Consider the following 24,377-nt stretch of genomic DNA (forward strand, 5'->3'; position numbering starts at 1 on the left):
GGAGTCGTCCCGATGTCCCGTGCCGCCGTTCCCTCCGTCCGCAGGCGCCTGCTGGTCAACCTGCTGGTCGGCTTCGTGCTCTGCTGGCTGAGCGTGGCGGCGCTGACCTACCACGTCTCGCTGAAACAGGTGAACCGCCTGTTCGACGACGACATGGTGGACTTCGGCGAAGCAGCCCTGCGCCTGCTCGACCTCGCCAGCGAAGACCAGGCCGGCGAGGACGGCTCGATCAACCAGATCATCGAGCGCAGCCGCGAAGCGATCCAGGGCCTGCCCCTGCTGCGCCGCGAAAGCGCCCTCGGCTATGCCCTGTGGCGCGACGGCCAGCCTTTGCTGGCGAGCCTAAACCTGCCGCCGGAGATCACCGCCCAGGGCCCCGGCTTCAGCACCGTCGAGGCCCAAGGCACCAGCTGGCGGGTGCTGCAACTGAACATCGACGGCTTCCAGATCTGGATCAGCGAGAACCTGATCTACCGCCAGCACACCATGAACCTGCTGCTGTTCTACTCGCTGTTCCCCCTGCTGCTGGCCCTGCCGCTGCTCGGCGGGCTGGTCTGGTTCGGCGTCGCCCGCGGCCTGGCGCCGCTGCGCGAGGTGCAGGCGGAAGTCCAGCAGCGTTCCGCGCGGCACCTGCAACCCATCGCCCTGGACCAGGCGCCGCTGGAAATCCATGGCCTGATCACCGAGCTCAACCTGCTGCTGGAACGCCTGCGCGCCGCCCTCGAGGCCGAGCGCCGGCTGACCAGCGATGCCGCCCATGAGATCCGCACGCCGCTGGCCAGCCTGCGTACCCACGCCCAGGTCGCGCTGCGCTCGGCGGACCCCAAGGCGCATGCCCGCGGCCTGCTGCAGGTGAGCCGCAGCGTCGAGCGGATCAGCACCCTGATGGAACAGATCCTCCTGCTCGCGCGCCTCGACGGCGACGCCCTGCTCGAACAGTTCCATCCGATCAACCTGGCCACCCTGGCCGAGGACGTGCTCTCGGAACTGGCGCCCCAGGCCATCGACAAGGACATCGAGCTGTCGCTGCACCAGGAGGCCGTGTACGTGATGGGCATCGACCTATGGCTGCGGGCGATGGTCGGCAACCTGGTGGGCAACGCCCTGCGCTACACCCCGGCCGGCGGCCAGGTCGAGATACGTGTCGAGAACCGCGCCCAGCATGCCGTGCTGCGCGTGTGCGACAACGGCCCCGGCGTAGCGCAGGAAGAACAGCAGGCGATCTTCACCCGCTTCTACCGCAGCCCCAGCACCAGCAGCGGCGAAGGCAGCGGCCTTGGCCTGCCGATCGTCAAGCGTATCGTCGAACTGCATTTCGGCAGCATCGGCCTCGGCAAGGGGCTCGACGGCCACGGGCTGGAAGTCCAGGTGTTCCTGCCCAAGACCCGGCCGGAGACATCGCGGACGCCCAGCTGAGCTTGGCGCGCCGCGCACCTGCGCATATCTGATAGCCTGCGCCGCCGCCGCGAAAGGGATAGGCTAACGGCTTCGCAACCTCCCAGGAGATTCCGATGAACATCGGTGAAGCGGCGAAGAAAAGCGGTCTGACGCCGAAGATGATCCGCTACTACGAATCGATCGAACTGCTCAAGCCGGCCGGCCGCAGCGCCAGCGGCTATCGCCACTACAACGACAACGACCTGCACACCCTGGCGTTCATCCGCCGCTCGCGGGACCTCGGCTTTTCCCTCGACGAAGTCGGCAGGCTGCTGACCCTCTGGCAGGACCGCCAGCGCGCCAGCGCCGACGTCAAGGCCCTGGCCGCCCAGCATGTGCGCGAGCTGAACCGCAAGATCGAGGAGCTCAGCACCCTGCGCGACACCCTCAAGGACCTGGTCGAACACTGCCAGGGCGACCACCGTCCCGACTGCCCGATCCTCAGGGACCTGGAGTCAGGCTGCTGCCACTGATCCGCAACAGCGGCCAGCGCGCCGTCCAGTCTTTCTCCCGCAGGCGCTGCCGATAGAGTTCCGGCTTACCGGCGAAATGCGCCGTCGGCCGCACCCGCAGCGCCAGCAGATCGTCGACGCCCAGCGGCGCCAGCAGTTCCAGGCGCTCGCCGGCCAGGCGCAGCGCCACCGCCGTGCACGCCTCCGGCCAGTGGCACAGCGCGTCGGCGCAATCGCGGTAGGGCCGGTCGCCGTTGCGCAAATGCATGCGCGCCTGATTCTTAACCGACCAGGGTGCTGCGCGGCGACGCCGCAAAGCAGCCTCGAAGGCCACGTCGGCCCGTGGATCGAGCTCGTCGGCGGCGAAATACAGCACGTCGATGTCCGCCAGCGGCGTTGCCTCGCGGTAGCCGTGCAGGCGGTCCCACACCGCGTTGCGCACGAAGCCGGCGCCGATCCAGGCATCCTCCGGCCCGACCTCGCGCAGCGCGCGCAGCAGGCCCATGCGCCAGGCATCGGCGGCGACCAGTGCGAGGATCTCCTGCGCCGAGGTCATCCCGTGCGCCGCGCCGGCCAGGCGAAACGCCGCAGGACGCCGGCCGGCAGCAGGGCGATGGCCAGGCCGGCGAACACCAGCGCGCAGGCCAGCAGGCTGTCGGGGTCCAGGCGTTCGCCGAGCAGCAGCCAGCCGGCGAGCAGGCCCGACACCGGCACCGCGAGGGCGAATGGCGTGACCAGGCTGGCCGGGTAGTGGCGCAGGAGGAAACTCCAGATGGCGAAGCCCACCGTGGTCGCGCCGAAGGCGATGTAGAGCAGCGCGCCGAAGCCGCCCCAGCTCATGTGCAGCACGGCCTGCTCGATGGCCCGGGGACCTTCGAACACATAGGAAAGCGCCAGCAGCGGCAGCGGCGGGACCAGGCTGACCCAGCAGATCAGGCGCAGCATGTCGGTGGCCCCGGAGCGCTTGGTGGCGATGTTGGCGAAGGACCAGGCCAGCGCCGCCGCGATCACCAGCAGGAACGCCAGCAGGCTGTCGCCCAGCGGCCGCTCCAGGCCGATCAGGAGCAGCCCGGCCGCCGCCAGCAGCAGGCCGAACAGGCCGCGCGGCGAAGGTCGCTCGCCCAGCCACAGGGCGGCGATGAGGATGGTGAAGAACACCTGGCTCTGCAGCACCAGCGAGGACAGCCCGGCCGGCATGCCCTGGGCCATGCCGACGAACAGCAGGCCGAACTTGACCACCCCGAGGAGCACGCCGATCAGCAGGATGCGGCCCGGCGGAGCCGGCAGCGGGCCGCGCAGGAACAGCAGCGGCAGCGCCGCCAGGGCGAAGCGCAGGGCGCAGAACAGCAGCGGCGGGAAGTCGCCGAGACCGACCTTGATCACGACGAAGTTCAGGCCCCAGATCAGGGTGACCAGCAGGGCCAGCAGGATATGCGCGACGGGCATGGGAGGCTCCGGAAAAACTCGGCCCACGCTAGCAGGTGCGGCGGCGGCGGTCGCGGTACAGATGGCGGGGAAAAACGCCCGCCAGCCATTCACTGCAACCAGGGCGGCGGCGGCTCCTCGCGGTTGCCGCGCGGCTCGTCCTCGGCCTGGCGCTGGGCCTGGCGGCGCGCCTCCTCGCGTTGCGCGGCCTCGATCTCGCGGAGCACCGCGCGCACGTCGGCGGCCTCCTCCGCTTCGACGAAGGTACCGCTGAGCGGGGTTTCCGGCGTCAGCCTGCCGGCTTCGTAGAGCGCCCACATTTCCCTGGCGTAGCGGGTCTGCCTGAGTTCCGGGGCGAAGCGGCCGAAGTAGGCGGCCATGTTGCCGACATCGCGTTCGAGCATGCTGAACGCATGGTTGTTGCCAGCCGCGTCGACCGCCTGCGGCAGGTCGATGATCACCGGACCGTCGGGCCCCAGCAGCACATTGAACTCGGAGAGGTCGCCGTGCACCAGGCCGGCGCAGAGCATGGCGACGATCTGGCGGATCAGGAAGGCGTGGTGGCGACGCGCCTCGTCGGCGTCCAGCGTCACGTCGTTGAGACGCGGCGCGGCGTCACCCTCGGCATCCGTCACCAGCTCCATCAGCAGCACGCCGTCGAGGAAGTCATAGGGCTTCGGCACCCGCACGCCGGCTCCGGCGAGGCGGAACAGCGCCGCCACCTCGGCGTTCTGCCAGGCCTCTTCCTGCTCGCGGCGGCCATATTTCGAGCCCTTGGCCATGGCCCGCGCCTGGCGGCTGTTGCGCACCTTGCGGCCCTCCTGGTACTCGGCGGCCTGGCGGAAGCTGCGCTTGCTGGCCTCCTTGTAGACCTTGGCGCAGCGCAGGCTGTCGCCGCAGCGCACCACGTAGACCGAGGCCTCCTTGCCGCTCATCAGCGGGCGCAGGACCTCATCGATCAGGCCGTCTTCGACCAGCGGTTCCAGGCGTCTGGGTGTCTTCATCGGTGCTACGCGGTTCCTCGGGGCAGGATGGAAGGCAAGGGGTCTGACGTTATACGGCAAACGCCGTGCCGAGCACAGCCGGGCGCAGCGGCTTTCCGCCGGACTGCGCACGGGTCGGCGCACTCAGGCCGGCGGCGGCGCGGTGATCTCGATGCTTTCCGCCACCTGCTCCAGCCGCTGCACCTCCACGTCCAGCGCCTCGGCGCTGTCGGCGTAGCGCCGGGCGACCTCGGCGAAGGCGTCGGCAACGGCGACGAAGGCCTTCACCAGGCGCGGGTCGAATTCGCTGCCGGCGCCGGCCTGGATCAGCAGCACCGCCTCGGCATGCGCCAGCGGCGTGCGGTAGGCGTGCCGGCTGGTCAGTTCGTCATAGCGATCGGCGATGGCGACGATCCGCGCCGCCAGGGGAATCCGTTCTCCGGCCAGGCCTTCCGGGAAGCCTCGGCCGTCCCAGCGCTCGTGGTGGCTGTAGGCGATCTGCCTGGCGAAACGGAGGAACCCGGAAGGTTGGCCGAGCCGGCGCTCGGCATCGGCCAGGGCGTCGCGGCCGACGCGGGTGTGGGCCTGCAGCAGGGCGGTGTCGGCGGCGTCGAGCTGGCCTGGGTTGAGCAGCACCCGGTCGGGCACCGCGACCTTGCCGATATCGTGGAGCAGCGCCGACTTGCTCAGCAGTCCGACGGCCTCAGGGGTCAGCGCGTCGGCGAACGCCGCCTGCGTCGCCAGCCGCTCGGCGAGCAGCCGGACGTAGCGCTCGATGCGCGGCAGGTGGCGGCTGCGCGGATTGTCGCGGAGATCGCCGAGGGTCGCCAGGGCCTCGATGGTGACGTCCTGCAACTGCTGCAACTGGCGCGTACGGCGGCGCACCTCCAGCTCCAGGTATTCGCTCTTGTCGCGGAGGAAGTCGGCCGTGGCCTTCAGTTGCAGATGGGTGCGAACCCGCGCCAGGACGATCGGCGGGCTCACCGGCTTGCTCAGGTAGTCCACCGCGCCCAGCGCCAGCCCGCGCTGCTCGTCGGCCTGCTCGGCGCGGGCGGTGAGGAACATCAGCGGGATATCGCGGGTCAGCGGATCGGCCTTGAGCCGCTGGCAGACCTCGTAGCCATCCATCCCCGGCATGCTCACATCGAGCAGGATCAGGTCCGGCCGCGGCTCCTCGCGCGCCGCGCGCAGCCCGGCCGTGCCGCTGTCGGCGGTGCGCACGCGGTAGCGCTCCTCGAGCAGCTCGCGCATCAGCAGCAGGTTGTCGGGGGTGTCGTCCACCACCAGCACGAGCTCCTGCTCGGACCTGTCCAGCATGCTTTCCATCGCCCCTCCGACCTTCGCGACGCGGCCGCCCGGCGGCCGTCACTCCGTATTGAAGACGCTGATGGAAACTTCTGCACGCCCGGCCAGGCATGCCAGGCGACCGTTCAGGGCGTCAGGCGGAACCGCAGCAGCGAATCCTCAGGCTCGGCGCCGCTCTCCGTCTCGCCGAAGGCGCGGCGTTCGAGCGGGTCCTGGCCGAAGTACTCCTTGATCGGCGACTCGATGGCCTTGCCGCCAGGACTCACGTGACTGGCGCAACCGCCAAGGAACACCAGGACCACACCGATGACCAGCGCTTTCATCTTCGTACCCCCGTCTGCCCGGCCCGTCCGGACGCTGCGCCGCAGCATGGCGCAGCGCGGCTTAGGGATCGCTTAAGGATTCAGGCGGCGGCGCGGCTGGCGCGCCACTGGGGCAGGCCGATGAGCACCACGGCGCTGATGATCACCACCATCGCCAGAGCTTCCATGCCACCGATGTGCTCGCCGGCGAACAGGGTACCGAGCAGCACCGCCACCGCCGGGTTGACGTAGGCGTAGCTGGTGGCGGCCGCCGGGCGCACGTTGCGCAGCAGGTACTGGTAGGCGCTGAAGGCGATGATCGAGCCGAACAGGATCAGGTACACCAGCGCCAGCCAGCCGCTGGTGCTCGGCCAGTGCTCCATGCGCTCGCCGCTGGCCAGGCTGCCGACCAGCAGCACCGCGCCGCCGACCAGCATTTCCGCGGCGCTGGCCATCGGCCCGGCCGGCAGCGACAGGCGCCGGCTCCATACCGAGCCGAAGGCCCAGGAAGCGGCGGCGAACAGGATCAGGCCGGCGCCGGCGGGGCTGGCCTGGAGGTTCGAGCCGAGGTTGAGCAGGACGATGCCGGACAGCCCGAGGACGATGCCGCCCCACTCCAGGGTGGTATTGCGCTGGCCGAAGAGCTGGCTGAACAGCAGGGTGAACAGCGGCACCGTGGCCACCGCCAGGGCCGCCACTCCGGAGGACACGCCCCAGTGCTCGGCCACCGTCACCCCGCCGTTGCCACAGCTGAGCAGGAGGATCCCGACGATCCCCGCCCCACGCCATTCGCGCCAGGTCGGCAGCGGCGCGCCGCGCCAGCGCAGCCAGGCGAACATCAGGCCGCCGGCGATGACGAAGCGCACCCCGGCCATCAGCATGGGCGGCCAGGACTCGACGCCGAAGCGGATCGCCAGGTAGGTGGAGCCCCAGATGAAATACAGGGCGAAGAACGCACCGAGAAGCAACAGCGGAATGCGGCGGGCTGGCATGGAGGACACTCGACAGGACAGGCAGGAGTAAGACCTCATTTTATGAGCCCGCTACCCGGCGGTTAAGGCACAGCCGCTGGTTATCGCGGCGTAACACTTTTCTTTCCACGGAAATCGGCCATGCTTTCCGTCGATTCGACAATCGGGATCCACCATGGACAAATATGACCGCGCGCTCCTCGCCGCCCTGATCGACAATGGCCGCCTGACCTTCGCCGAACTGGCCCGGCGCATCAACCTGTCGCCGCCGGCGGTGGCCGACCGGGTCGCCAAGCTGGAGGCCGAAGGGGTGATCACCGGCTACCACGCCTCGGTGAACCTGGCCAAGCTCGGCCTGCCCATCGAGTGCGTGATCGAACTGCGGATCACCGAGAAGGATTGCCAGTCGGTGCTCGACGAACTGGCGCGGATTCCCCAGCTGACCCTCTGCCACCGGATCACCGGCGACGCCTGCGTGCTGATGAAGGCCGCCGTGGCCTCGATGCCGGAGCTGCAGGACCTGATCGACCGGCTGATGAAGTTCGGCATCAGCAAGACCTCGATGATCCTCTCCACCCCCTTCGCCGACCGCCAGCCGGCGAGCCTGCGGGGACAGGACGGGAATGGCGGATACGCGGCGTGAGCCCTTCGCCGGGGTTGTCCCGGCAGGCGCCGGGAACGGTACCTTCATCACCGCCCCCCGAACCGTAGGGCAATGAAATGGACTCCTCCCTCCTAATTACGAATAACGCCAATGGCGTTATCCGCCGCAGCGGCATTTCAGGCCGATAGCGGAGCCGCCCTCTCTCTTCAGCGAGAGCTTTTTTCGTGCAGGCGTCGAATCCGATGTCTCCACCGCCGTCGGCCAATCCGAACCCGAACCGTAGGTCGCCGGCAAAAAAAGGCGGTCCCGCTCGCACGGCACCGCCCAAGTCACGGAGTTGCTTACATCGTCGAGCGACAACGCCGCTCGCCCTATTGGATTACCGTTCGATGATCGCGGTCACACCCTGCCCACCGGCCGCGCAGATGGAGATCAGCCCGCGCCCCTGTTCAGCCGTCGAAAGCAGCTTGGCCAGGTTGGCAACGATCCGCCCGCCGGTGGCGGCGAACGGGTGGCCGGCGGCCAGCGAGCTGCCCTTGACGTTGAGCCTGCCGCGGTCGATCGAGCCCAGCGGCTGCTCGAGGCCGAGGCGCGTCTTGCAGTACTCGGCATCCTCCCAGGCCTTCAGGGTGCAGAGCACCTGGGCGGCAAAGGCCTCGTGGATCTCGTAGTAGTCGAAGTCCTGCAGGCTCAGCCCGTTGCGCGCCAGCAGCCGCGGTACCGCGTAGACCGGCGCCATCAGCAGGCCTTCCTCGCGGTTGACGAAGTTCACCGCCGCCGCCTCGCCATCCTTGAAGTAGGCCAGGATCGGCAGGCCGCGCGCCTTCGCCCACTCCTCGCTGGCCAGCAGCACCACCGAGGCGCCGTCGGTCAGCGGCGTGGAATTGGCCGCCGTGAGGGTGCCACGCGCGCCGCGCTCGAACACCGGCTTGAGGGTGCCGATCTTCTCCAGGTCGATATCCGGGCGCAGGTTCTGGTCGCGGGTCAGGCCGCGGAACGGCGTCATCAGATCGTTCTGCCAGCCTTCGTCGTAGGCCGCGGCCAGCTTGTGGTGGCTCTCGAAGGCCAGCCTGTCCTGCTCGTCGCGGGGGATCTGCCAGGTCTGCGCCATCAGTTCGCAGGATTCGCCCATCGACAGCCCGGTACGCGGCTCGCCGTTGCGCGGGATGGCCGGGACCACATGGCGCGGGCGGATCTTCAGCAGGCTCTTGAGTTTGTCCAGGTTGCTCTTGCCACGGTTGGCCTCGAGAAGGATCTTGCGCAACCCTTCGTTGACTCCGATCGGCGCGTCGGACGTGGTGTCGACGCCGCCGGCGATACCGCTGTCGATCTGCCCGAGAGCGATCTTGTTGGCCACCAGGATCGCCGCCTCCAGCCCGGTGCCACAGGCCTGCTGGATGTCGTAGGCCGGGGTTTCCGGGGCCAGGCGCGAGCCGAGCACGCATTCGCGGGTCAGGTTGAAGTCGCGCGAGTGCTTCAGCACAGCGCCGGCCACCACCTCGCCAAGGCGCTCGCCGTGCAGGTTGTAGCGTTCCACCAGACCTTCCAGCGCGGAAGTGAGCATCTCCTGGTTGCTCGCCGTGGCATACACGGTGTTCGAGCGGGCGAAGGGAATACGGTTGCCGCCGACAATGGCGACCCGGCGCAGCTGGGTCATGGAAGAACTCCTTGCTGGAATCGTTTACGCCGAGCCGAGGCTCGACCCGTTAACTGAGCGGTCAGTGGCGCACAGGCTAACCTTAGCCGGTCGCGTCGCATTGGCCGCCCTGCCGTTATCCCGGTCAGCGCGGTCAATTGCGGCGAACAGGTGGCTGCGTAGAGTTGTCCACACTGTTACCCGCGTTCCCTCGGCATCGTTGGCCGGCGGAATCCACCTTCAGCCTTGGAGCCTTTCCACCGGGAGCTCGTTCCATGACCGATCGTTACATCGCCTTCGCCAACTCCCCCGTCGGCCGCCGCCTGGTTGGCGCCGTCGGCCTTCCCTCCCCGCTGCGCCTGGAGCGCTGGCAGGCCGGCCGGGTGCGGCCGGTGGACGGCCCGCTGGTGATCGGCGGGAACGGCGCGTTGGCCGAGGCCGTGCTGCCCTTCGCCGGCAAGCTGACCGACGCGGTATTCGCCGCCGTCGAGGGGCAGTTCGACCTGCCGCGCTGGACCGCCGAACACAGCCCGCGGGCCAAGGCGGTGCTGTTCGACGCCAGCGGCCTGACCCGCTTCGAGCAGCTGGTAGCGCTGCGCGACTTCTTCCAGCCGGTGCTCAAGGGCCTCGACAAGTGCCCGAAAGTGGTGGTCCTCGGACGCGCCCCGGAATCCCTCAAGGACCCGGTCGCCGCCAGCGTGCAACGCAGCCTGGAAGGTTTCACCCGGTCCCTGGGCAAGGAAATCCGCCGCGGCGGCAACGTGCAGCTGCTGTACGTCGGCAAGGGCGCCGAGGACCAACTGGAAGGCGCGCTGCGCTTCTTCCTCTCGCCGAAGAGCGCCTACGTCTCCGGCCAGGTGATCCGCCTCGCCGCCAACAGCGCCCAGGTCCACGACTGGAGCAAGCCACTGGCCGGCCAGCGCGCGTTGGTCACCGGCGCCGCCCGCGGCATCGGTGCGGCCATCGCGGAAACCCTGGCACGCGACGGCGCCGAAGTGGTGCTGCTCGATGTGCCGCCGGCCAGGGACGCCCTCGAAGGCCTCGCCGCGCGCCTCGGCGGCCGCGCCGTGGCCCTCGACATCTGCGCCGCCGACGCCGGGCAGAAGCTGGTGGACGCGCTGCCCGACGGCATAGACATCGTCGTGCACAACGCCGGGATCACCCGCGACAAGACCCTGGCGAAGATGAGCAGCGACTTCTGGAATTCGGTGATCGATGTCAACCTCAATGCCCCGCAGGTGCTGACCCAGGCTCTGCTCGACGGCGGCAAGCTGCACGACAACGGCCGGGTGGTGCTGCTGGCCTCCATCAGCGGCATCGCCGGCAACCTCGGGCAGAGCAACTACGCGGTGAGCAAGGCCGGCCTGATCGGCCTGGCCCAGGCCTGGGCGCCGGCCCTGGGCAAGCGCGGCATCACCATCAATGCGGTGGCGCCGGGCTTCATCGAGACGCAGATGACCGCCGCCATCCCGCTGACCATCCGCGAGGCCGGCCGGCGAATGAACTCCATGAGCCAGGGCGGCCTGCCGCAAGATGTCGCCGAGACGGTGGCCTGGTTCGCCCAGCCATCGTCCGGCGCGGTCAGCGGCCAGGTGCTGAGGGTATGCGGGCAGAGCCTGCTGGGGGCTTGAGGCGGCCCTGTCGCCCACGGCGACGGCCTCCCGCACCGGGAAAACGCCGGCAGCCCCCTGCGGGCAGGTCCTAGCCGCGTCCCTGTTGCCCGCGCCGGCGGAATTCCACCGGCGTCTCGCCGACCCAGCGCTTGAACGCGCGATAGAAGGTGCTCGGCTCGGAAAAACCGGTGCGTTCGACGATCACTTCGATGCGCTCGTCGGTCTTCAGCAGCAGTTCCTTGGCCAGGCGGCAGCGGTAGTCGGTAACCAGATCGTTGAAGCGCACCCCGGCCATCGCCAGGCGTTCGCGCAGACGTCGGGCCGGCATGCCGAGGCGGGCGGCGACCTGCTCCAGGGTGGCGCCGCCGTCCACCAGCAGTTCGCCGATCAGTTCGCGAACCTGGCGCACCAGGTCCAGGCGCTCGACCTCGGCCAGTTGCCGGCGCGCCAGCGACTCGTGCATGCGCAGCAGTTCCGGGGCGGCATGGCGCGAGGGCTTGTCCAGCACCGCGGCGTCGAACACCAGCGCGTAGCGCGGCATGCCGAGGATCGTCGGGCAGCCATAGACCGCGCGGTAGCGCTCCATCGGCGCGCCGGTTTCGTTCATCAGTTGCACTTCCAGCGGCCTGAACTCGCCCTCGGTGAGCGCACCGAACAGGCGGATCACCGCGCCGGCGAGCATTTCCGGGAAGTGCCGGTTGATCGCCGGCGATTCGCCCAGCGACAGCACCGCGCGCTCGCCCTCCACCTCCAGTTGCGCCTGCAGGGTGTCGGACAGCAGGCGTACATAGCGCAGGGAATGGCGCAGGCCGGCGCCGAAGGTATCGCTGGAGAGGAACAGGTATTCCAGGAGCAGGCCGTGGAACGCCGGCAGGTGCTCGGCCAGGTGCAGGCCGACATGCTCTTCGCCGCACTCCTCGGCGGCGGCCTTCCAGAACAGGTTCTGTGCGGAATGGGGGAAACGGCCGGCCGGCAGGCCACCCGGCGGCAGCCCGACACGGACCAGGACCCGGTCCGGATCGCAGCCGCTGGCGCGCAGGGCGTCGATCACCGGGCGCATCAGCGCTACATCGTCGGTCAGATCACGCATGGTGTTTTTTCTAGTTATCCATGGGGCGGGCCCATCTTAGGCAGCTTTGCCGTCCCCTCTCAAGGAGAGGCCATAGAAATAACCCAACCCGCAGGATGGAAAAACCCTCAGATCGACTAGCCACCGGCGTGGTCGAAAATCTCGATGCAGACGCATCCCGGAGCCGATTGACCGCCCTGCCAGCGGCGCCGGCCAGGCGGCCAATGCCTGCGCCGGGAGCTCGACTAAGCTGACAGCCACCAATTTCGAGGAGATGTCCAATGCCCACCGCCTGGCTCGACCTGCCCGCCCCCCCCGCCCTGCCCGGCCTGTTCCTGCGCGCGGCCCTGCGCCGCGGCATCCGTGGCAAGGTCCTGCCCGAACGCGGCCTGCGCAGCCAGGTCACGGTGGACCCGAAGCATCTCGAGCGCTACCGCCAGGTCTGCGGCTTCCGCGACGACGGCCTGCTGCCGCCGACCTACCCGCACATCCTCGCCTTCCCGCTGCAGATGGCGCTGCTCACCGACCAGCGCTTCCCCTTCCCGCTGCTCGGCCTGGTCCACCTGGAGAACCGCATCGACGTGCTGCGCGCGCTCGGCGGCCTCGGCCCGTTCACCGTGAGCGTGGCGGTGGAAAACCTGCAGCCGCACGACAAGGGCGCCACCTTCAGCATCGTCACCCGCCTGGAGGACCAGCTCGGCCTGCTCTGGATCGGCGACAGCAAGGTACTCTGCCGTGGCGTCAAGGTAGCCGGCGAGATTCCGCCGAAAGCCGAGCAGGAGCCGCTGCCGCTGGAGCCGGTCGACAACTGGAAGGCGCCCGCCGACATCGGCCGGCGCTATGCCCGTGCCGCCGGCGACTACAACCCGATCCACCTGTCGGCCCCCAGCGCCAGGCTGTTCGGTTTTCCCCGCGCCATCGCCCATGGCCTGTGGAACAAGGCGCGCAGCCTGGCCGCCCTCGGCGAACGCCTGCCGGCCTCGGGCTACCGGGTCGAGGTGCGCTTCCAGAAGCCGGTGCTGCTGCCGGCCAGCGTCACCCTGCTGGCCAGCGCGGCGGCGGCGGACGGCCAGTTCAGCCTGCGCGGCAAGGACGACCTGCCGCACATGGCCGGCCAGTGGAGCCAGCTACAGGGCTGACGCCGGTCCGCCATGCCTTGAAGCTTCGGGCGCAAAGCCCGAAGCTATGCGGCTGCTTCCCGCCACCGCGAAGAACCCCGCATGAACCTGCACGAACTCACCGCGCGCCTGCACGCCATCCGCGACCGCAACGACTGGCGCCAATTCCACAGCCCGAAGAACCTGGCCATGGCCGCCAGCGTCGAGATGGCCGAACTGGTGGAGATCTTCCAGTGGCTGACCGAAGAGCAGTCGCGCACGCTGCCGGCCGACCAGCTCGAGCACGCCGGCCAGGAAGTCGGCGACATCGTCCTTTATCTATTGCTGTTCTGCGCGGAAACCGGCCTCGACCTGGAACAGGTGGTGCGCGCCAAGCTGGCTGACTGCGAAAGGCGCTTCCTGTCATGAGTGACCGCCACTTCGACGAGTTGGCGACGCGCTTCGCCGAAAAGATCTACGGCGGCGCCAAGGGCGCGATCCGCCTCGCGGTGCTCCAGGCGGACCTCGCCGAGGCGCTGCCGCAGCGGCCGCTGCGGGTCCTCGACATCGGCGCCGGGCTCGGCCACATGTCGCTCTGGCTGGCCACTCGCGGCCACCGCGTGACCCTCGCCGAGCCGGCGCTACCCATGCTCGACGGCGCCCGCCAGCGCTTCGCCGAGGCCGGGCAGGCCGCCGAATTCATCCAGGCGCCCTGGCAGGAACTGCCCGGCCAGCTCACCGAGCCCTACGACCTGGTACTCTGCCACGCCGTGCTCGAGTGGCTGGCCGAACCCCATGCGATCCTGCCAGTGCTGCACCGACTCTGCGCACCCGGCGGCTGGCTGTCGCTGGCCTTCTACAACCGCGATGCGCTGATCTACCGCAACCTGCTCAAGGGCCACTTCCGCAAGCTGCGCAAGGAACGCTTCGCCGGCGAGGGGCGGAGCCTGACCCCACAGCGCCCGCTCGACCCGCGCGAGCTGGAACAGGCGCTGGAAACGCGCTGGCGCATCGAGGCGCGCAGCGGCGTACGGGTGTTCCACGACTACATGCCGAGCGAGTTCCAGGCCAAGGCCGAGCCGCTCGACCTGGTGGAAATGGAACTGGCCTACCGCCGCCATCCGGCCTTCGCCGGGCTCGGTCGCTACCTGCACTGGCTGTGCCGACCGCAATGAAAGGCGCAGAATGCGGTCTGAGCCTGCAAGCGCCGCCGTCGTAGCGCGGCCACGGAGCGTCGAGCATGCCATCGCGACTGTTGATCCTGCCGTTACTCGCCAGCCTGGCCGTACTCGCTGCCTGCCAGGGCGACAATCCCTATCGCGCCAGCGCCCTGCCCTACCCGCCGCAGCCGGCGGCGGCGGCCAATCCCGGCCTCGACCCCGGCGCCTACCCGGCGGCGCCGCGCGACTACGCCCGCTACCGCAGCTGGGACTGGGCCGCCGCCGGGGTCAGCGGCTTTCCCCAGGGCCTGGACGACAACCAGCTACGCGACGCCGTCAGCCAGCAGCTCGATCAACGTGGCCTGCGTCCGGCGCGGCCGGGCACGGCCGCCGACCTGAAGGTCAGCGCCTTCCTGCGCAACGAGCTGCGCACCCGCCAGGTCACCGACTACTACGGCGGCTACTACGGCAACTACGGCGGCTGGCGCGATCCCTGGTACGGCTATGGCGCCAGCTACCCGGTGACCCGCAGCTACACCGTGCAGGTCACCGTGGTTCGCGTCGAGCTGGCCGACGCCCGCAGCGGCCAGCCGGTGTGGGGCAACAGCGCCGAGTTCGACTCCGGCGACTCCGCCAGCGAACAGGCCAAGGCCCTGCGCGAGGCGGTGAAGCGGGCGCTGTCGAACTACCCGCCGGGCTGATCGGCAAGCGCCCGGCGGCGGATCGCCTCCATCTTCCTCGGCGAGTTGGTCATCACCGCATCGGCCCCCAGGTCGCGCGCGGTGCGATAGTCCGCCGCGGTCTCGATGCCGAACATCACCACCTTCACCGGCTCGCGACGTACGCAGTCCATCGCCTTGCGCGTCCACAACCGCGCCGCCGGCACCTGGTAGGACGACTCGCCGAGGGTGAAGCGCTCGGTCACGGTCAGTTCGCGGCGCAGCTCGATGCCCATCCAGGTGCCCGCGGCCGGCGGCGTCTCGCAGCGCTCGCCAAAGGCCAGGCCGACCAGGCGGTTGCGCGTGGCGTCGCGGCTTTCGAACTGCTGTGCCTTGTCCGCGTAGCGTCGCGCGAGGTAATCGTTGGCGGCCTTCTCGGTGGAATAGAAACGCACCCGCGACCAGGCCTGCTGGAGCTCCAGCTCGCGGGCCACGGCGTCGACCAGCGGCTCCACCGGCACCGACTTCATGTCGAGGAACACCGGCACCTGCGGCGGGATCACCCGCAGCGCCTGGCGCAGCGTGGGGATCGGCAGCGGCTTCTGGCGATAGGGATAGCTGCCGTCCGCGGCCTTGAACATGTAGCCGGCGTTCAGCTGCGCCAGCTCGGCCAGGCTCGACTGGCCGACCGCGCCGGCGCCCTGGGTCAGCGCGGCGAGATCGGCCGGACGGTAGAGCACCGGATGGCCATCGGCGCTCAGCTGTACCGACAGCCACAGCGCATCGCTGCCGTTGTCCAGCGCCTTGCGGATCGCCAGCAGGGTGTTTTCCGGGTAGTCCGCGGTGCCGGCGCGATGGGCCACCAGCAACGGGCCCGGCGCATCCGCTGGCGGTACCGAGCGCGCCTGCGCACATGCGGTCAGCGTCAGGCCGACGCAAAAGATCGCAACACTTCGATTCATATCCACTCCCCTTCACCTGTATGGCGCTTTCGCACCGACGTTTTCTCTAGAGACGTTTCGACGCCGCGTTTCCTCTTGCCTTTCATCCGGCGCTGAGCTTGGATGTGAACTCTGACTGGAGAAAAACCATGATCCGCCGAATCCTGCTGCTCGGCCTGTTCCTCAGCCTCGCAGCCTGCGAAACCACCCAGCTCGACCGCGACTTCGACAGTTCCCGTGACTTCGCCGCCTATCGCAGCTGGAGCTGGTCGCAACCCGCCTTCGAATACCGCCCCGACGATCCGCGCATCAAGAGCGACCTCACCGAGCAACGCATCCGCGAAGCCGTCGCCCAGCAGCTCGACCAGCGCGGCCTGCGCCCGGCGCAGGGCAACGCCAGGGGCGACGTCACGGTGCGCGCCTACCTGATCGTCGACGATCGCCAGGACCAGATCACCACCAACTACGGCGGCGGTTACTGGGGCGGCTACTGGGGAGGATACTGGGGCGGCCCGGCGATGGCCGAGACGCGCACCGTGAATTACAAGGTCGCCACCCTCCAGGTCGACCTGTTCGACGGCCGGGACGGCAAGCTGGTCTGGCGCGGCAGCGGCGAGCAGATCATGCGCACCAGCCCGCCGAGCCCGGCCGAGCGCGAGCAGGCGATCCGCGAGACGGTGCAGAAAATCATGTCGCAATACCCGCCGCGCTGACATGCAGCTCAGCCACCGCCCGGTGGAGACCGGCGACCTCGAAGCGGTCGTCGGCTTTCCCCAGGACCGCGACGAACTCTTCTACTGCTACCCCAAGGCGATCTGGCCGTTCAGCATCGCCCAGCTGGCCGCCGCCATCGCCGAACGCCGCGGCAGCAACGTGGCCGTGCATGACGGGCGGGTGGTCGGCTTCGCCAATTTCTACCAGTGGCGACACGGCGACTTCTGTGCCCTCGGCAACATGATGGTGGCACCGGCCGCGCGCGGCCTGGGCGTAGCCCGCTACCTGATCGGGGTCATGGAAAACCTCGCCCGCGAGCAGTACAAGGCGCGCCTGATGAAGATCTCCTGCTTCAACGCCAATGCCGCCGGGCTGCTGCTCTACACCCAGCTCGGCTACCAGCCGCGCGCCATCGTCGACCGCCGCGACCCGGACGGCCGGCGCGTGGCGCTGATCCAGATGGACAAGTCCCTTGAACCCTGACACCCACGCCCAGCGCGTCCTCATCATCGTCTCCAGCGGCCCGAGCACCCCGGCCCGCTGCGCCGCGCCCTTCCACACCGCGACCCTGCTGGCCTGCATGGACGCCGAGGTGACCCTGTTCCTCAGCGGCGAAGGCGTGCAACTGGCGTGCCGCGCCGTCGCCGACCAGCTGCGTGCGCTGGACGGCGGCGAGCCGGTGCGCCACTTCATCCGCCAGGCCCGCGAGGCCGGCGCGCGCCTGCTGATGTGCCGCCAGCCGGGAGTGAGCATCGACGCAAGCGAACTGATCGAGGAACTCGACGAAATTTCCAGCGGCGGCGAGCTGGCGCGGCTGATCCTCGAGTCCGACCGGGTGCTGACCCTATGAGCCCGAACCTGCATGGCCTGGAATTCCCCGACGGGCTGTTCTACGCCCCGGACTACAACCTGTGGCTGCGCGAGGAGACCGACGGCAACCTGACCCTCGGCCTGAGCGCCTACGGCTGCGCGCTGTACGGCGAGATCTTCGCCTTCACCCCCAAGCGCGACGGCTGGCACATCGAGCGCGACCGCAGCTTCGGCGTGGTCGAATTCGCCAAGGCCGCCTCCTCGGCCCGCAGCCCGCTGGCCGGGACGCTGGTGGCGAGCAACGCGGCGGTGGTCAAGCGCCCGGCGCTGATCAACCGGGATTGCTACGGCGAGGGCTGGATGGTGCGGCTGCAACCGGACGACTGGGCTTCGGCGAAGGGCACGTTTCTCCAGGGAGAGGCGGCGCGGGAGGCATTCGCGGAGCGGATGCGGCTGGATGGGTTCGATCCGCAGCATCCGGGGGTGCAGGCGCTGGATTTCTGAGATTCCCCGGGCTTACTCGCACTCTGCATGATCGGCGGATAACGTCGCTGGCGTTATTCGCCCCACCCCAGGTTCCCATCATCTCCAATCTCCCGAATCTCTCCGGAGCCCGCCATGCCCCCACCCCAACCGCCCCGCTTCGACGGCCAACGCTGGAGCAACGCCGACGACGCCCGCCTCTATGCCGAAACCAAGCATGCCTTGGCCCGCCGCCACCCGACCGACCGCGAGGCCTACACCCGTGGCAAGGACGAAGTCGTCGCACGGATTCTCGGCCGGGCGCTGGCGCCAAACGACACCGTCGCTAACGGTGGTCGCGAAGGAAGCACGATTCAGGGCGCGAGGGGCTGATATCGCCTTGATGAATCTTTCCGACAATACCCCCGGCGATTTCCCCGCGGCTCACGCCCGGGGAGAACCTCCACCGTTGTGCTCCATCCCGAGCTTCATGCCGAATTCATGGCTGCCGGCCCGGTCGCGAACCGGCAGCCCGCTCACTCGCGGAATTGCAGTCCGATACGGGCTCGGCAGGCGCGTCTCTCCAGACTGCCTTCCTTGAAAGCGCCGCAGGCGCGATCCTTCAAAGGCAGCGCCTGCTCGACCACGCTCACCCGCACCCTGTTCGCGGGTTGCCGCCGCTCGGCGGGTCGCGGCGCCTGGCGCAGGCTGAGCAGGTTGTCGGCCCCGCGTGGCTGGTAATTGCCATCGTTGTATACGGTCTGGCGCATGGCGGGAGCGGCGCTTTCCTCGATGGCCTGCGGCAGGGTGCTGGTGTTGCGCCGCGCCACCTCCTCGACGATCCTGTCCCCGTCCTTTCTCACGGCCGGGTCTTCGTCCCGCAGCGCCGGCCGGTTGCCATCCTCGGCCACCAGCGGGCTGGCGCCCGCCCGGAACAACGCCCCCGCCGCCAGCAGCGCCGCCAGGGTGATGCCGCCACCAATCGCCGCGAATACCAGCCAGCCGGCGCCCACCCCTTGCCGGGAAGCGCGCCCGAGACGTGCCGGCGCGTCGCTGCGATCCGCCCGCATGCTCAGTAGAGCCCGGTGGCGCTGCCCGGCTCGAACAACGGCACCTGGTTGGCCAGGATCATGTTGTAGCTGAGCATGAACGGCACCCCGCCGTCGCCTTCGACGATCTGGCTGACCCAGCCGATGGGGTTGTTGAACAGCGATTCGTCGGGGCTGAGCACGCCGACGGCGGCGCTGTCCGGGTCGCCGTCCCAGGTCACGTCGCTCCAGTGCCAGCCGAGGCCACGCACATACTGCGCCCCGAGCAGCGCGCCGAGGGCGAAGACCGCCTCGTCGTCGAGGCTGCGCCCCTGCTCCCTCGCATCGCGCACGTAGTCGGTGACGGCGGCGACGATCTGCGCCGGCGTCTCGTCCGCGGCGACGCCGAGCAAGGCGAGCCCCTGTGTCTGCAAGTCCGCCAGTTGCTGTTGCAGGTCCGTTGAAAGCGGATTGATCTCGGCCATCCCTGTTCTCCCGAGGCAAGCGTGCGCACCCGTCCGTCGGGCGCGCCATGAAGCGCGTTATCTTACGGCTTCGCGCCGGCAAAAGCGCCCATCCCATGGCACCTGGCGGAACCGCCGAGCCAAACGCAGCGCAGTCGCCTCTTCCCGGTCACGCCGCCTTGGGCTCTACTGGCGACTCTACGCCCCTGCCCGAGACAGCCCCATGTCACTGATTGCCGCCGCCCAGAGCCGCGCCCACCCCGCCGACCTGCCGCGCAACCTGGTCGACCACCTGCGCCTGCTGGTGTTTCCCGAACTGTCGCTCACCGGCTACGAACCCACCGCTGCCGCTGCGCTCGCCGAAGCACGCCAAGCCGCTGATCGCCGCCCTGGTCCTCGGCGCCGACGGCAGCCTCGGCGTCTATGCCAAGCAGCACCTGCACCCGGGCGAAGAGCGCCATTTTTCAGCCGGCGAAGGCGGCCCACTGCTGGAGATCGACGGCCTGCCGGTGGCGCTCGCGGTATGTGCCGACTTCAGCCAGCCCAGCCACCCGGCCCACGCCGCCCGTGCCGGCGCTCGCCTCTACATCGCCAGCGCGCTGATCGGAGAAAACGGCTACCCGGCCGACTCGGCCCTGCTCGCCGGTCATGCCCGCGAGCACGGAATGGGCGTGCTGCTGGCCAACCATGGCGGGCCGACGGGTGGCTGGAAGGCGGCGGGCAGGAGTGCGTTCTGGAATGAGCGGGGGGACCTGCTCGGGGAGGTGCCAAGGACGGGGGATGCGCTACTTCTGCTGGAACGGGCCGAGAGAGGCCGGCTCGATCGTGGCTACGAGAGATCCTCTGATGGCTGAACACGGGAAAGTGCTAATATTTTCTGGCAAATTTTGCCATTCCAGAGAGACTGGTCCCATGAGCACGATGAACATTTCCCTGCCGGATACGCTCAAGAGCTTCGTCGATGAGCAGGTCAGCCAGCGTGGTTACGGCACCAGCAGCGAGTACGTGCGCGAGCTGATTCGCAAGGATCAGGACCGTCAGCGTCTGCGGGGCCTGCTGATCGCCGGCGCCGAGTCGATGCCTGCGGCGCCTGCCGACGATGACTATTTCGAATCGCTCCGCACACGGGTGCATAAGGCCCGTGGATGAAGGCCAAGCCAGTCATTCCGCGAGTACTCGCCAATCAGGATGTTGAAGCGGCCGTCGATTACTACCTGAGCGAAGACGCCGAACAGGCCGCTCCGGGTTTTGTCGGCGCCCTGGAAAAGGCATACGCCCATATCGCCCGTCACCCTGGCAGCGGCTCGTCCCGCTATGCCCATGAGCTGGATTTGCCGGGACTGCTTTGCTGGCCACTCAAGCGCTATCCCCACCTGGTGTTCTACGTCGAACGCGACGACCACATCGACGTATGGCGTGTCCTGCACGGCATGAACGACATCCCTTCCTGGATGCAGGCTGGTGAGGGCGTATCGCACTGAAAGTCTTTCGACACCGGCATCGAGCCGCCGTCCCGGACTGAGCCGGAAGCCTGGAGCCACGCCGGCTGTGGACAGGGGATATGGCGGAAGGCAGTGGGAGTCGAACCCACCCAGGAACGGCTGCCGTCCCCCACCGGATTTGAAGTCCGGCCACGCCACCGGGCGTGATTGCCTTCCTCTTTGATTTGCAAGAAGTTTTCTTCGAGGCGGGAGCTTATCAGGCCTGCGTCCGAAGAAGAAATGCCAGACGTCATGGAAGCCGCCTGCGGCGTCGGGCGAGCAGAGCGTAGCCCACCCGGCGTGCGCTTCACAGGCATTTCGGGGAAAGCCCGCCGTCGCGCTGCCCGCCGGCAAGCCAGGGACAGCGCGACGGCGGGCCCTCGCATCAGGACGTGGACCCACCGAGCAACTGTTCGGCCAGCGCCGAGCCCTCACGTAGGCGGCGGTCATTGCCGATGCGGCGGGTCAGGCCGATGCGGTCGAAATGCTCGAGGATCTGGATGCTGCGCTTGCGGCCGATACCCAGGCGGTCGCGGAACTCCGCCGGACGGATCAGCCCGGACGGGTCGCGCACCTGCAGAGCGATCCCGGCCAACTGGCGCAGGGTGGCCTCCGGGTAAAACAGGTCGCGCACCACCTGCTGCACCTGGCCCAGGCGCGCCAGCTTGCGCAACAGGTGGCGCATGGCGGCTTCGTCCTGGCCCAGCTCGCGAGCCAGGTCGCGGACCCAGGGCGGGTCGTAGCGGCCGGCTTCGAGCAATGGCCAGAGGCGCGCGCGCAACTGTTCCTCGCTGTCGCTCAGGCGTACCTCGTGGCCGGGCAGGTGCAGCCAGGGGCCGCTGCTGTGCACGTCGCCGCCGGCCAGGGCGGCCTCCAGCAGGGCGATGAACACCGGCCGCTCGAGCTGCGGCAGGGCATAGCGGCGCAGGCGGTCGCGGTCTGGGCCGAGTTCGTCCGGCAATTCCTCATGGAAGCGCCGCAGGCCGGCGAGCAGTCGCTCGACCAGGGCGAACCAGCGCTCGCCGGCGAACAGCCGCGGGCCGAGGCGGGTCTGTACCTCGACCATCTCCTCCGGCAGCCGCCAGTGCTCGCGCGGGCGGTTGAACAGTTGCACCAGGCGTTGCGGATCGAGGCCGTTCTCGGCGGCGCCGAGCAGGGTCGGCAGCGCCTCCTCCAGGCTGTCCTGGCGCAGCGCCTGGAGTTGCGCCAGACGCGCCGGGGTTCGCCGGTTGCGCGCCGGCGCGGCGCTGTCGAGCACCCGTCCGCCGCCGAGGGTGCGCTGCGCCGACTGGTCGCGCAGCACCAGGCGATCGCCGTGCAGGGCCTGGATCGGCGCGTTCAGCACCAGTTGGGCGAAGGCGCGATGGCCAGGTTCCAGTTGCTCGCCCTCGAGCAGGGCCAGGCGCCCGGTGACGTCCTGGGTCCCCAGGTGCAGGTGCACCGGGGTCCAGTGGGTGAAGTCGCGGAGTTCGTCGGGGAGCAGGCGAAAGTCGATGTCGACCCGCGTGGTCGGCGCGTGCAGCGCTGCCTGCAGCAGCCAGTCGCCGCGCTGGACCTGCTCCAGCGCGAGGCGCTCGCCGGCGATGTTCAGGGCCACGCGCTGGCCGGCCCAGGCCTGTTGCGCGGGCCGGTTCTGCGCGTGCAGGCCGCGCACCCGCACCGGCCGCCCGGCGTTGCCGAGGAGCAGTTCATCGCCCACCGCGACCTGTCCGGAGAAGGCCGTGCCGGTGACCACGATGCCGCTGCCGGCGACGCTGAAGGCCCGGTCCACCGCCAGCCGGAAATACCCTTCGCGGCCGCGCTCGCGGACTTCGCCGGCAAGCCCGCGCAGAGCCTCGCGCAACGCCGCCACGCCCTCACCGCTGCTGCTGGAGAGCGGAAAGATCGGCGAGCGCGCCAGCGGTCCGGAGGCCAGCAGGTGCTCGACCTGGATCTGCACCTGCTGCACCCGCTGCGGCTCGACCCGGTCGATCTTGGTCAGCGCCACCAGTGCCCGGCGGATACCGAGCAGCTCGACAATCGACAGATGCTCGCGGGTCTGCGGCATCAGGCCGTCGTCGGCGGCCACCACCAGCAGCACGCAATCGATGCCGCTGGCGCCGGCCAGCATGTTGTGGACGAAGCGCTCGTGGCCGGGCACGTCGATGAAACCGGTGGGGCTGCCATCGCCGAGGTCGGCGTACAAATAGCCGAGGTCGATGGTGATGCCGCGCTGGCGCTCGGCCGGACGGCGGTCGCCTTCGATCCCGGTGAGGGCGCGCAGCAGCGAGGTCTTGCCGTGGTCGATATGCCCGGCGGTGCCGACGATCACGACAGTTCGCCCCGCAGCCGCGGCAACTGGGCGCGGAACGCAGGCTCGTCGTCGAGCTGGCGCAGGTCGAGCCAGAGGGCGTCGTCGTCGAGCCGGCCGATCACCGGCAGCGGCAGGCCGCGCAGGGCTTCCTCGAGGTTGCGCAGGGTGCGTCCGCGCAGGCGCCTGGGCTGCCTCGGACGCAGGCACAGCGCGGCGCTGGCCAGCCGCGCCACCGGCTGCGCGCCGCTGCCGATCATGCCCAGGGCGTCGACCACGGCGACCTCCCAGTCCTCGCCGAGCGCTTCGGCCAGCGCCGGCGCCAGCCGCTCGGCCTGGGCGCGGATCTCGACCGCCGGACGGCTGAGCAGGCGCAGGGTGGTCAGGCGTTCGGCGAGGCGATCGGGATCGCGGTACAGGCCGAGCACCGCCTCGAGGGCGGCGAGGGTCAGCTTGTCGACGCGCAGGGCGCGCTTGAGCGGGTTCTTCTTGATCCGTCCGACCAGTTCGCGGTTGCCGAGGATCAGCCCGGCCTGGGGCCCGCCGAGCAATTTGTCGCCGCTGAAGGTGACGATGTCGGCGCCGTCGGCCAGGGCTTCCTGCACCGTCGGTTCCTTGGGCAGGCCCCAGCGGGTCAGGTCCACCAGGGTGCCGCTGCCGAGATCTTCCAGCAGCGGCAGGCCGTGGCCATGGGCGATGGCCGCCAGTTGCGCGGTGGGCACGCTGGCGGTGAAGCCCTGGACGCTGTAGTTGCTGGTGTGTACGCGCATCAGCAGGCCGCTGCGCGGGCCGATGGCGGCTTCGTAGTCCCGGGCGTGGGTGCGGTTGGTGGTGCCCACCTCGTGCAGGCGCACGCCGGCGCGGGTCATGATGTCGGGAATGCGGAAGGCGCCGCCGATCTCGATCAGCTCGCCGCGCGAGATGATCCCTTCCTTGCGCGCCCCCAGGCTGTTCAGCGCCAGCAGCACCGCCGCGGCGTTGTTGTTGACCACGGTGACCGCCTCGGCGCCGGTGAGCTCGCGGATCAGTCCGGTGATCAGGTCGTCGCGGTCGCCACGCTTGCCGCTGGCCAGGTCGAACTCCAGGTTCAGCGGGTAGCGCGCGGCGAGGGTGATCGCCTCGATGGCCTCTTCCGGCAACAGGGCCCGGCCGAGGTTGGTATGCAACACCGTGCCGGTCAGGTTGAACACCCGCCGCACGCGGCTGGCATGCTGCGCGGCGAGGCGTTCACCGGCACGGCCGGCGAGCACCGCCTCGCTCAGCTCGATCGCGGCGAGGGCGCCCTGGCGAGCCGGCTCGCGCAGTTCGTCGAGCAGGTCGCGGAGGGTCGCCAGCAGCGCCTCGCGGCCGTAGCGCTGGTGCAGGGGAGCGGCCGCCGCGCTACGCAGCAGGCGGTCGACCGAAGGCAAGCGAACGGAACTCATGGAGAAACCTTATCCACAGGGAAGGGGCCACCGACACGCCCATCATAGAC

At 69.4% G+C, this 24,377-nt stretch carries 27 protein-coding genes, 1 tRNA gene and 2 pseudogenes; 16 read left to right on the forward strand and 14 right to left on the reverse strand.

Annotation, left to right across the window (positions count from 1 at the left end; translation table 11 throughout):
- The first annotated feature begins 12 nt into the window (after window positions 1–12).
- On the forward strand, window positions 13–1,416 hold the full coding sequence (gene pmrB / locus PSPA7_RS26240) for a two-component system sensor histidine kinase PmrB (RefSeq protein WP_003156133.1): 1,404 nt from the start codon (window positions 13–15) through the stop codon (window positions 1,414–1,416).
- A 95-nt stretch (window positions 1,417–1,511) separates the two neighbouring features.
- Window positions 1,512–1,910, forward strand: coding sequence for a Cu(I)-responsive transcriptional regulator (gene cueR, locus PSPA7_RS26245; protein ID WP_012077508.1), 399 nt, complete (start codon window positions 1,512–1,514; stop codon window positions 1,908–1,910).
- Here the strand turns inward: cueR and PSPA7_RS26250 are convergent.
- The 6 genes from PSPA7_RS26250 to yedA form a co-directional block, all read right to left on the reverse strand.
- A complete protein-coding gene (locus tag PSPA7_RS26250; protein ID WP_012077509.1) occupies window positions 1,879–2,445 on the reverse strand; it encodes a nucleotidyltransferase family protein in 567 nt (188 codons plus the stop codon). The genes cueR and PSPA7_RS26250 overlap by 32 nt on opposite strands.
- Window positions 2,442–3,335 carry an EamA family transporter gene (locus PSPA7_RS26255; protein WP_012077510.1) on the reverse strand — a complete coding sequence of 298 codons (894 nt, stop codon included), beginning with the start codon at window positions 3,333–3,335 and terminating at the stop codon, window positions 2,442–2,444. The genes PSPA7_RS26250 and PSPA7_RS26255 overlap by 4 nt, the downstream gene beginning before the upstream one ends.
- A gap of 89 nt (window positions 3,336–3,424) precedes the next feature.
- The gene (locus PSPA7_RS26260) at window positions 3,425–4,318 is read right to left on the reverse strand and encodes a PA4780 family RIO1-like protein kinase (protein WP_012077511.1); all 894 of its coding nucleotides are present in this window, start codon (window positions 4,316–4,318) and stop codon (window positions 3,425–3,427) included.
- A gap of 123 nt (window positions 4,319–4,441) precedes the next feature.
- On the reverse strand, window positions 4,442–5,623 hold the full coding sequence (locus PSPA7_RS26265; RefSeq protein ID WP_012077512.1) for a cyclic di-GMP phosphodiesterase: 1,182 nt from the start codon (window positions 5,621–5,623) through the stop codon (window positions 4,442–4,444).
- A 104-nt stretch (window positions 5,624–5,727) separates the two neighbouring features.
- Window positions 5,728–5,973 carry a hypothetical protein gene (locus tag PSPA7_RS26270; RefSeq protein ID WP_034082128.1) on the reverse strand — a complete coding sequence of 82 codons (246 nt, stop codon included), beginning with the start codon at window positions 5,971–5,973 and terminating at the stop codon, window positions 5,728–5,730.
- A 32-nt stretch (window positions 5,974–6,005) separates the two neighbouring features.
- Complete coding sequence (yedA, locus tag PSPA7_RS26275; RefSeq protein ID WP_012077514.1) at window positions 6,006–6,896, reverse strand: drug/metabolite exporter YedA; 891 nt, start codon at window positions 6,894–6,896, stop codon at window positions 6,006–6,008.
- Between the two features lie 154 nt (window positions 6,897–7,050).
- Between yedA and PSPA7_RS26280 the strand changes: the two genes are divergently transcribed.
- On the forward strand, window positions 7,051–7,518 hold the full coding sequence (locus tag PSPA7_RS26280) for an Lrp/AsnC family transcriptional regulator (RefSeq protein ID WP_003154292.1): 468 nt from the start codon (window positions 7,051–7,053) through the stop codon (window positions 7,516–7,518).
- A 340-nt stretch (window positions 7,519–7,858) separates the two neighbouring features.
- Here PSPA7_RS26280 and PSPA7_RS26285 read toward each other — a convergent pair whose 3' ends face one another.
- A complete protein-coding gene (locus PSPA7_RS26285; RefSeq protein ID WP_012077515.1) occupies window positions 7,859–9,136 on the reverse strand; it encodes an acetyl-CoA C-acetyltransferase in 1,278 nt (425 codons plus the stop codon).
- A 254-nt stretch (window positions 9,137–9,390) separates the two neighbouring features.
- On the opposite strand from PSPA7_RS26285, the gene PSPA7_RS26290 reads away from it, so the two are divergent.
- Window positions 9,391–10,746 (forward strand): 3-oxoacyl-ACP reductase, encoded by a 1,356-nt coding sequence (locus PSPA7_RS26290; protein ID WP_012077516.1) that lies wholly within the window; start codon window positions 9,391–9,393, stop codon window positions 10,744–10,746.
- 70 nt (window positions 10,747–10,816) lie between these two features.
- On the opposite strand, the gene PSPA7_RS26295 is transcribed toward PSPA7_RS26290, so the two are convergent.
- Window positions 10,817–11,818: an AraC family transcriptional regulator gene (locus PSPA7_RS26295; protein ID WP_012077517.1), complete on the reverse strand. Its 1,002-nt coding sequence runs from the start codon at window positions 11,816–11,818 to the stop codon at window positions 10,817–10,819.
- Between the two features lie 260 nt (window positions 11,819–12,078).
- Between PSPA7_RS26295 and PSPA7_RS26300 the strand changes: the two genes are divergently transcribed.
- The 4 genes from PSPA7_RS26300 to PSPA7_RS26315 all read left to right on the forward strand — a co-directional run bounded on the left by PSPA7_RS26300 (window position 12,079) and on the right by PSPA7_RS26315 (window position 14,755).
- The gene (locus PSPA7_RS26300; protein WP_012077518.1) at window positions 12,079–12,936 is read left to right on the forward strand and encodes a MaoC family dehydratase; all 858 of its coding nucleotides are present in this window, start codon (window positions 12,079–12,081) and stop codon (window positions 12,934–12,936) included.
- Window positions 12,937–13,017: 81 nt separating this feature from the next.
- Window positions 13,018–13,323 carry a nucleotide pyrophosphohydrolase gene (locus PSPA7_RS26305; protein ID WP_012077519.1) on the forward strand — a complete coding sequence of 102 codons (306 nt, stop codon included), beginning with the start codon at window positions 13,018–13,020 and terminating at the stop codon, window positions 13,321–13,323.
- A complete protein-coding gene (locus PSPA7_RS26310; RefSeq protein WP_012077520.1) occupies window positions 13,320–14,069 on the forward strand; it encodes a methyltransferase domain-containing protein in 750 nt (249 codons plus the stop codon). The genes PSPA7_RS26305 and PSPA7_RS26310 overlap by 4 nt, the downstream gene beginning before the upstream one ends.
- A 65-nt stretch (window positions 14,070–14,134) precedes the next feature.
- Window positions 14,135–14,755, forward strand: coding sequence for a DUF4136 domain-containing protein (locus PSPA7_RS26315; protein WP_012077521.1), 621 nt, complete (start codon window positions 14,135–14,137; stop codon window positions 14,753–14,755).
- Here the strand turns inward: PSPA7_RS26315 and PSPA7_RS26320 are convergent.
- Entirely contained in the window at window positions 14,740–15,675 is a 936-nt protein-coding gene (locus PSPA7_RS26320) for a glycerophosphodiester phosphodiesterase family protein (protein WP_012077522.1), read from the reverse strand. The genes PSPA7_RS26315 and PSPA7_RS26320 overlap by 16 nt on opposite strands.
- A gap of 128 nt (window positions 15,676–15,803) precedes the next feature.
- Between PSPA7_RS26320 and PSPA7_RS26325 the strand changes: the two genes are divergently transcribed.
- From PSPA7_RS26325 to PSPA7_RS33080, 5 genes and pseudogenes are all read left to right on the forward strand, one after another.
- Window positions 15,804–16,367: a DUF4136 domain-containing protein gene (locus PSPA7_RS26325; protein ID WP_003157753.1), complete on the forward strand. Its 564-nt coding sequence runs from the start codon at window positions 15,804–15,806 to the stop codon at window positions 16,365–16,367.
- 1 nt (window position 16,368) lies between these two features.
- Window positions 16,369–16,851 (forward strand): GNAT family N-acetyltransferase, encoded by a 483-nt coding sequence (locus PSPA7_RS26330; RefSeq protein ID WP_012077523.1) that lies wholly within the window; start codon window positions 16,369–16,371, stop codon window positions 16,849–16,851.
- Complete coding sequence (locus PSPA7_RS26335; RefSeq protein ID WP_003157755.1) at window positions 16,841–17,218, forward strand: DsrE family protein; 378 nt, start codon at window positions 16,841–16,843, stop codon at window positions 17,216–17,218. Before PSPA7_RS26330 ends, PSPA7_RS26335 begins: the two co-directional genes overlap by 11 nt.
- The gene (locus PSPA7_RS26340; RefSeq protein WP_012077524.1) at window positions 17,215–17,682 is read left to right on the forward strand and encodes a glycine cleavage system protein H; all 468 of its coding nucleotides are present in this window, start codon (window positions 17,215–17,217) and stop codon (window positions 17,680–17,682) included. Before PSPA7_RS26335 ends, PSPA7_RS26340 begins: the two co-directional genes overlap by 4 nt.
- 156 nt (window positions 17,683–17,838) lie before the next feature.
- A pseudogene (locus PSPA7_RS33080) lies at window positions 17,839–17,970 on the forward strand (GrpB family protein); the annotation flags it as partial.
- A 206-nt stretch (window positions 17,971–18,176) separates the two neighbouring features.
- On the opposite strand, the gene PSPA7_RS26350 reads toward PSPA7_RS33080, so the two are convergent.
- Both PSPA7_RS26350 and PSPA7_RS26355 read right to left on the reverse strand, forming a co-directional pair.
- Window positions 18,177–18,710, reverse strand: a complete 534-nt coding sequence (locus PSPA7_RS26350; protein ID WP_033997439.1) for a hypothetical protein — start codon at window positions 18,708–18,710, stop codon at window positions 18,177–18,179.
- A gap of 2 nt (window positions 18,711–18,712) precedes the next feature.
- Window positions 18,713–19,081, reverse strand: a complete 369-nt coding sequence (locus PSPA7_RS26355; RefSeq protein ID WP_079262256.1) for a hypothetical protein — start codon at window positions 19,079–19,081, stop codon at window positions 18,713–18,715.
- 274 nt (window positions 19,082–19,355) lie between these two features.
- On the opposite strand from PSPA7_RS26355, the pseudogene PSPA7_RS26360 reads away from it, so the two are divergent.
- The 3 genes and pseudogenes from PSPA7_RS26360 to PSPA7_RS26370 all read left to right on the forward strand — a co-directional run bounded on the left by PSPA7_RS26360 (window position 19,356) and on the right by PSPA7_RS26370 (window position 20,613).
- A pseudogene (locus tag PSPA7_RS26360) lies at window positions 19,356–19,986 on the forward strand (carbon-nitrogen hydrolase family protein).
- Window positions 19,987–20,044: 58 nt separating this feature from the next.
- Window positions 20,045–20,281, forward strand: coding sequence for a type II toxin-antitoxin system ParD family antitoxin (locus PSPA7_RS26365; RefSeq protein WP_033997442.1), 237 nt, complete (start codon window positions 20,045–20,047; stop codon window positions 20,279–20,281).
- Window positions 20,278–20,613, forward strand: a complete 336-nt coding sequence (locus PSPA7_RS26370) for a type II toxin-antitoxin system RelE/ParE family toxin (protein ID WP_003157405.1) — start codon at window positions 20,278–20,280, stop codon at window positions 20,611–20,613. Before PSPA7_RS26365 ends, PSPA7_RS26370 begins: the two co-directional genes overlap by 4 nt.
- Before the next feature lie 81 nt (window positions 20,614–20,694).
- On the opposite strand, the gene PSPA7_RS26375 is transcribed toward PSPA7_RS26370, so the two are convergent.
- From PSPA7_RS26375 to selA, 3 genes are all read right to left on the reverse strand, one after another.
- Window positions 20,695–20,790: transfer RNA gene (locus PSPA7_RS26375), tRNA-Sec, on the reverse strand.
- 208 nt (window positions 20,791–20,998) lie between these two features.
- Window positions 20,999–22,924, reverse strand: coding sequence for a selenocysteine-specific translation elongation factor (gene selB, locus PSPA7_RS26380; RefSeq protein WP_012077529.1), 1,926 nt, complete (start codon window positions 22,922–22,924; stop codon window positions 20,999–21,001).
- Window positions 22,921–24,327 (reverse strand): L-seryl-tRNA(Sec) selenium transferase, encoded by a 1,407-nt coding sequence (gene selA, locus PSPA7_RS26385; protein ID WP_012077530.1) that lies wholly within the window; start codon window positions 24,325–24,327, stop codon window positions 22,921–22,923. Before selA ends, selB begins: the two co-directional genes overlap by 4 nt.
- Between the last annotated feature and the right edge of the window lie 50 nt (window positions 24,328–24,377).

Origin of the sequence: Pseudomonas paraeruginosa PA7 (assembly GCF_000017205.1) — a bacterium.
Classification (GTDB): domain Bacteria; phylum Pseudomonadota; class Gammaproteobacteria; order Pseudomonadales; family Pseudomonadaceae; genus Pseudomonas; species Pseudomonas paraeruginosa.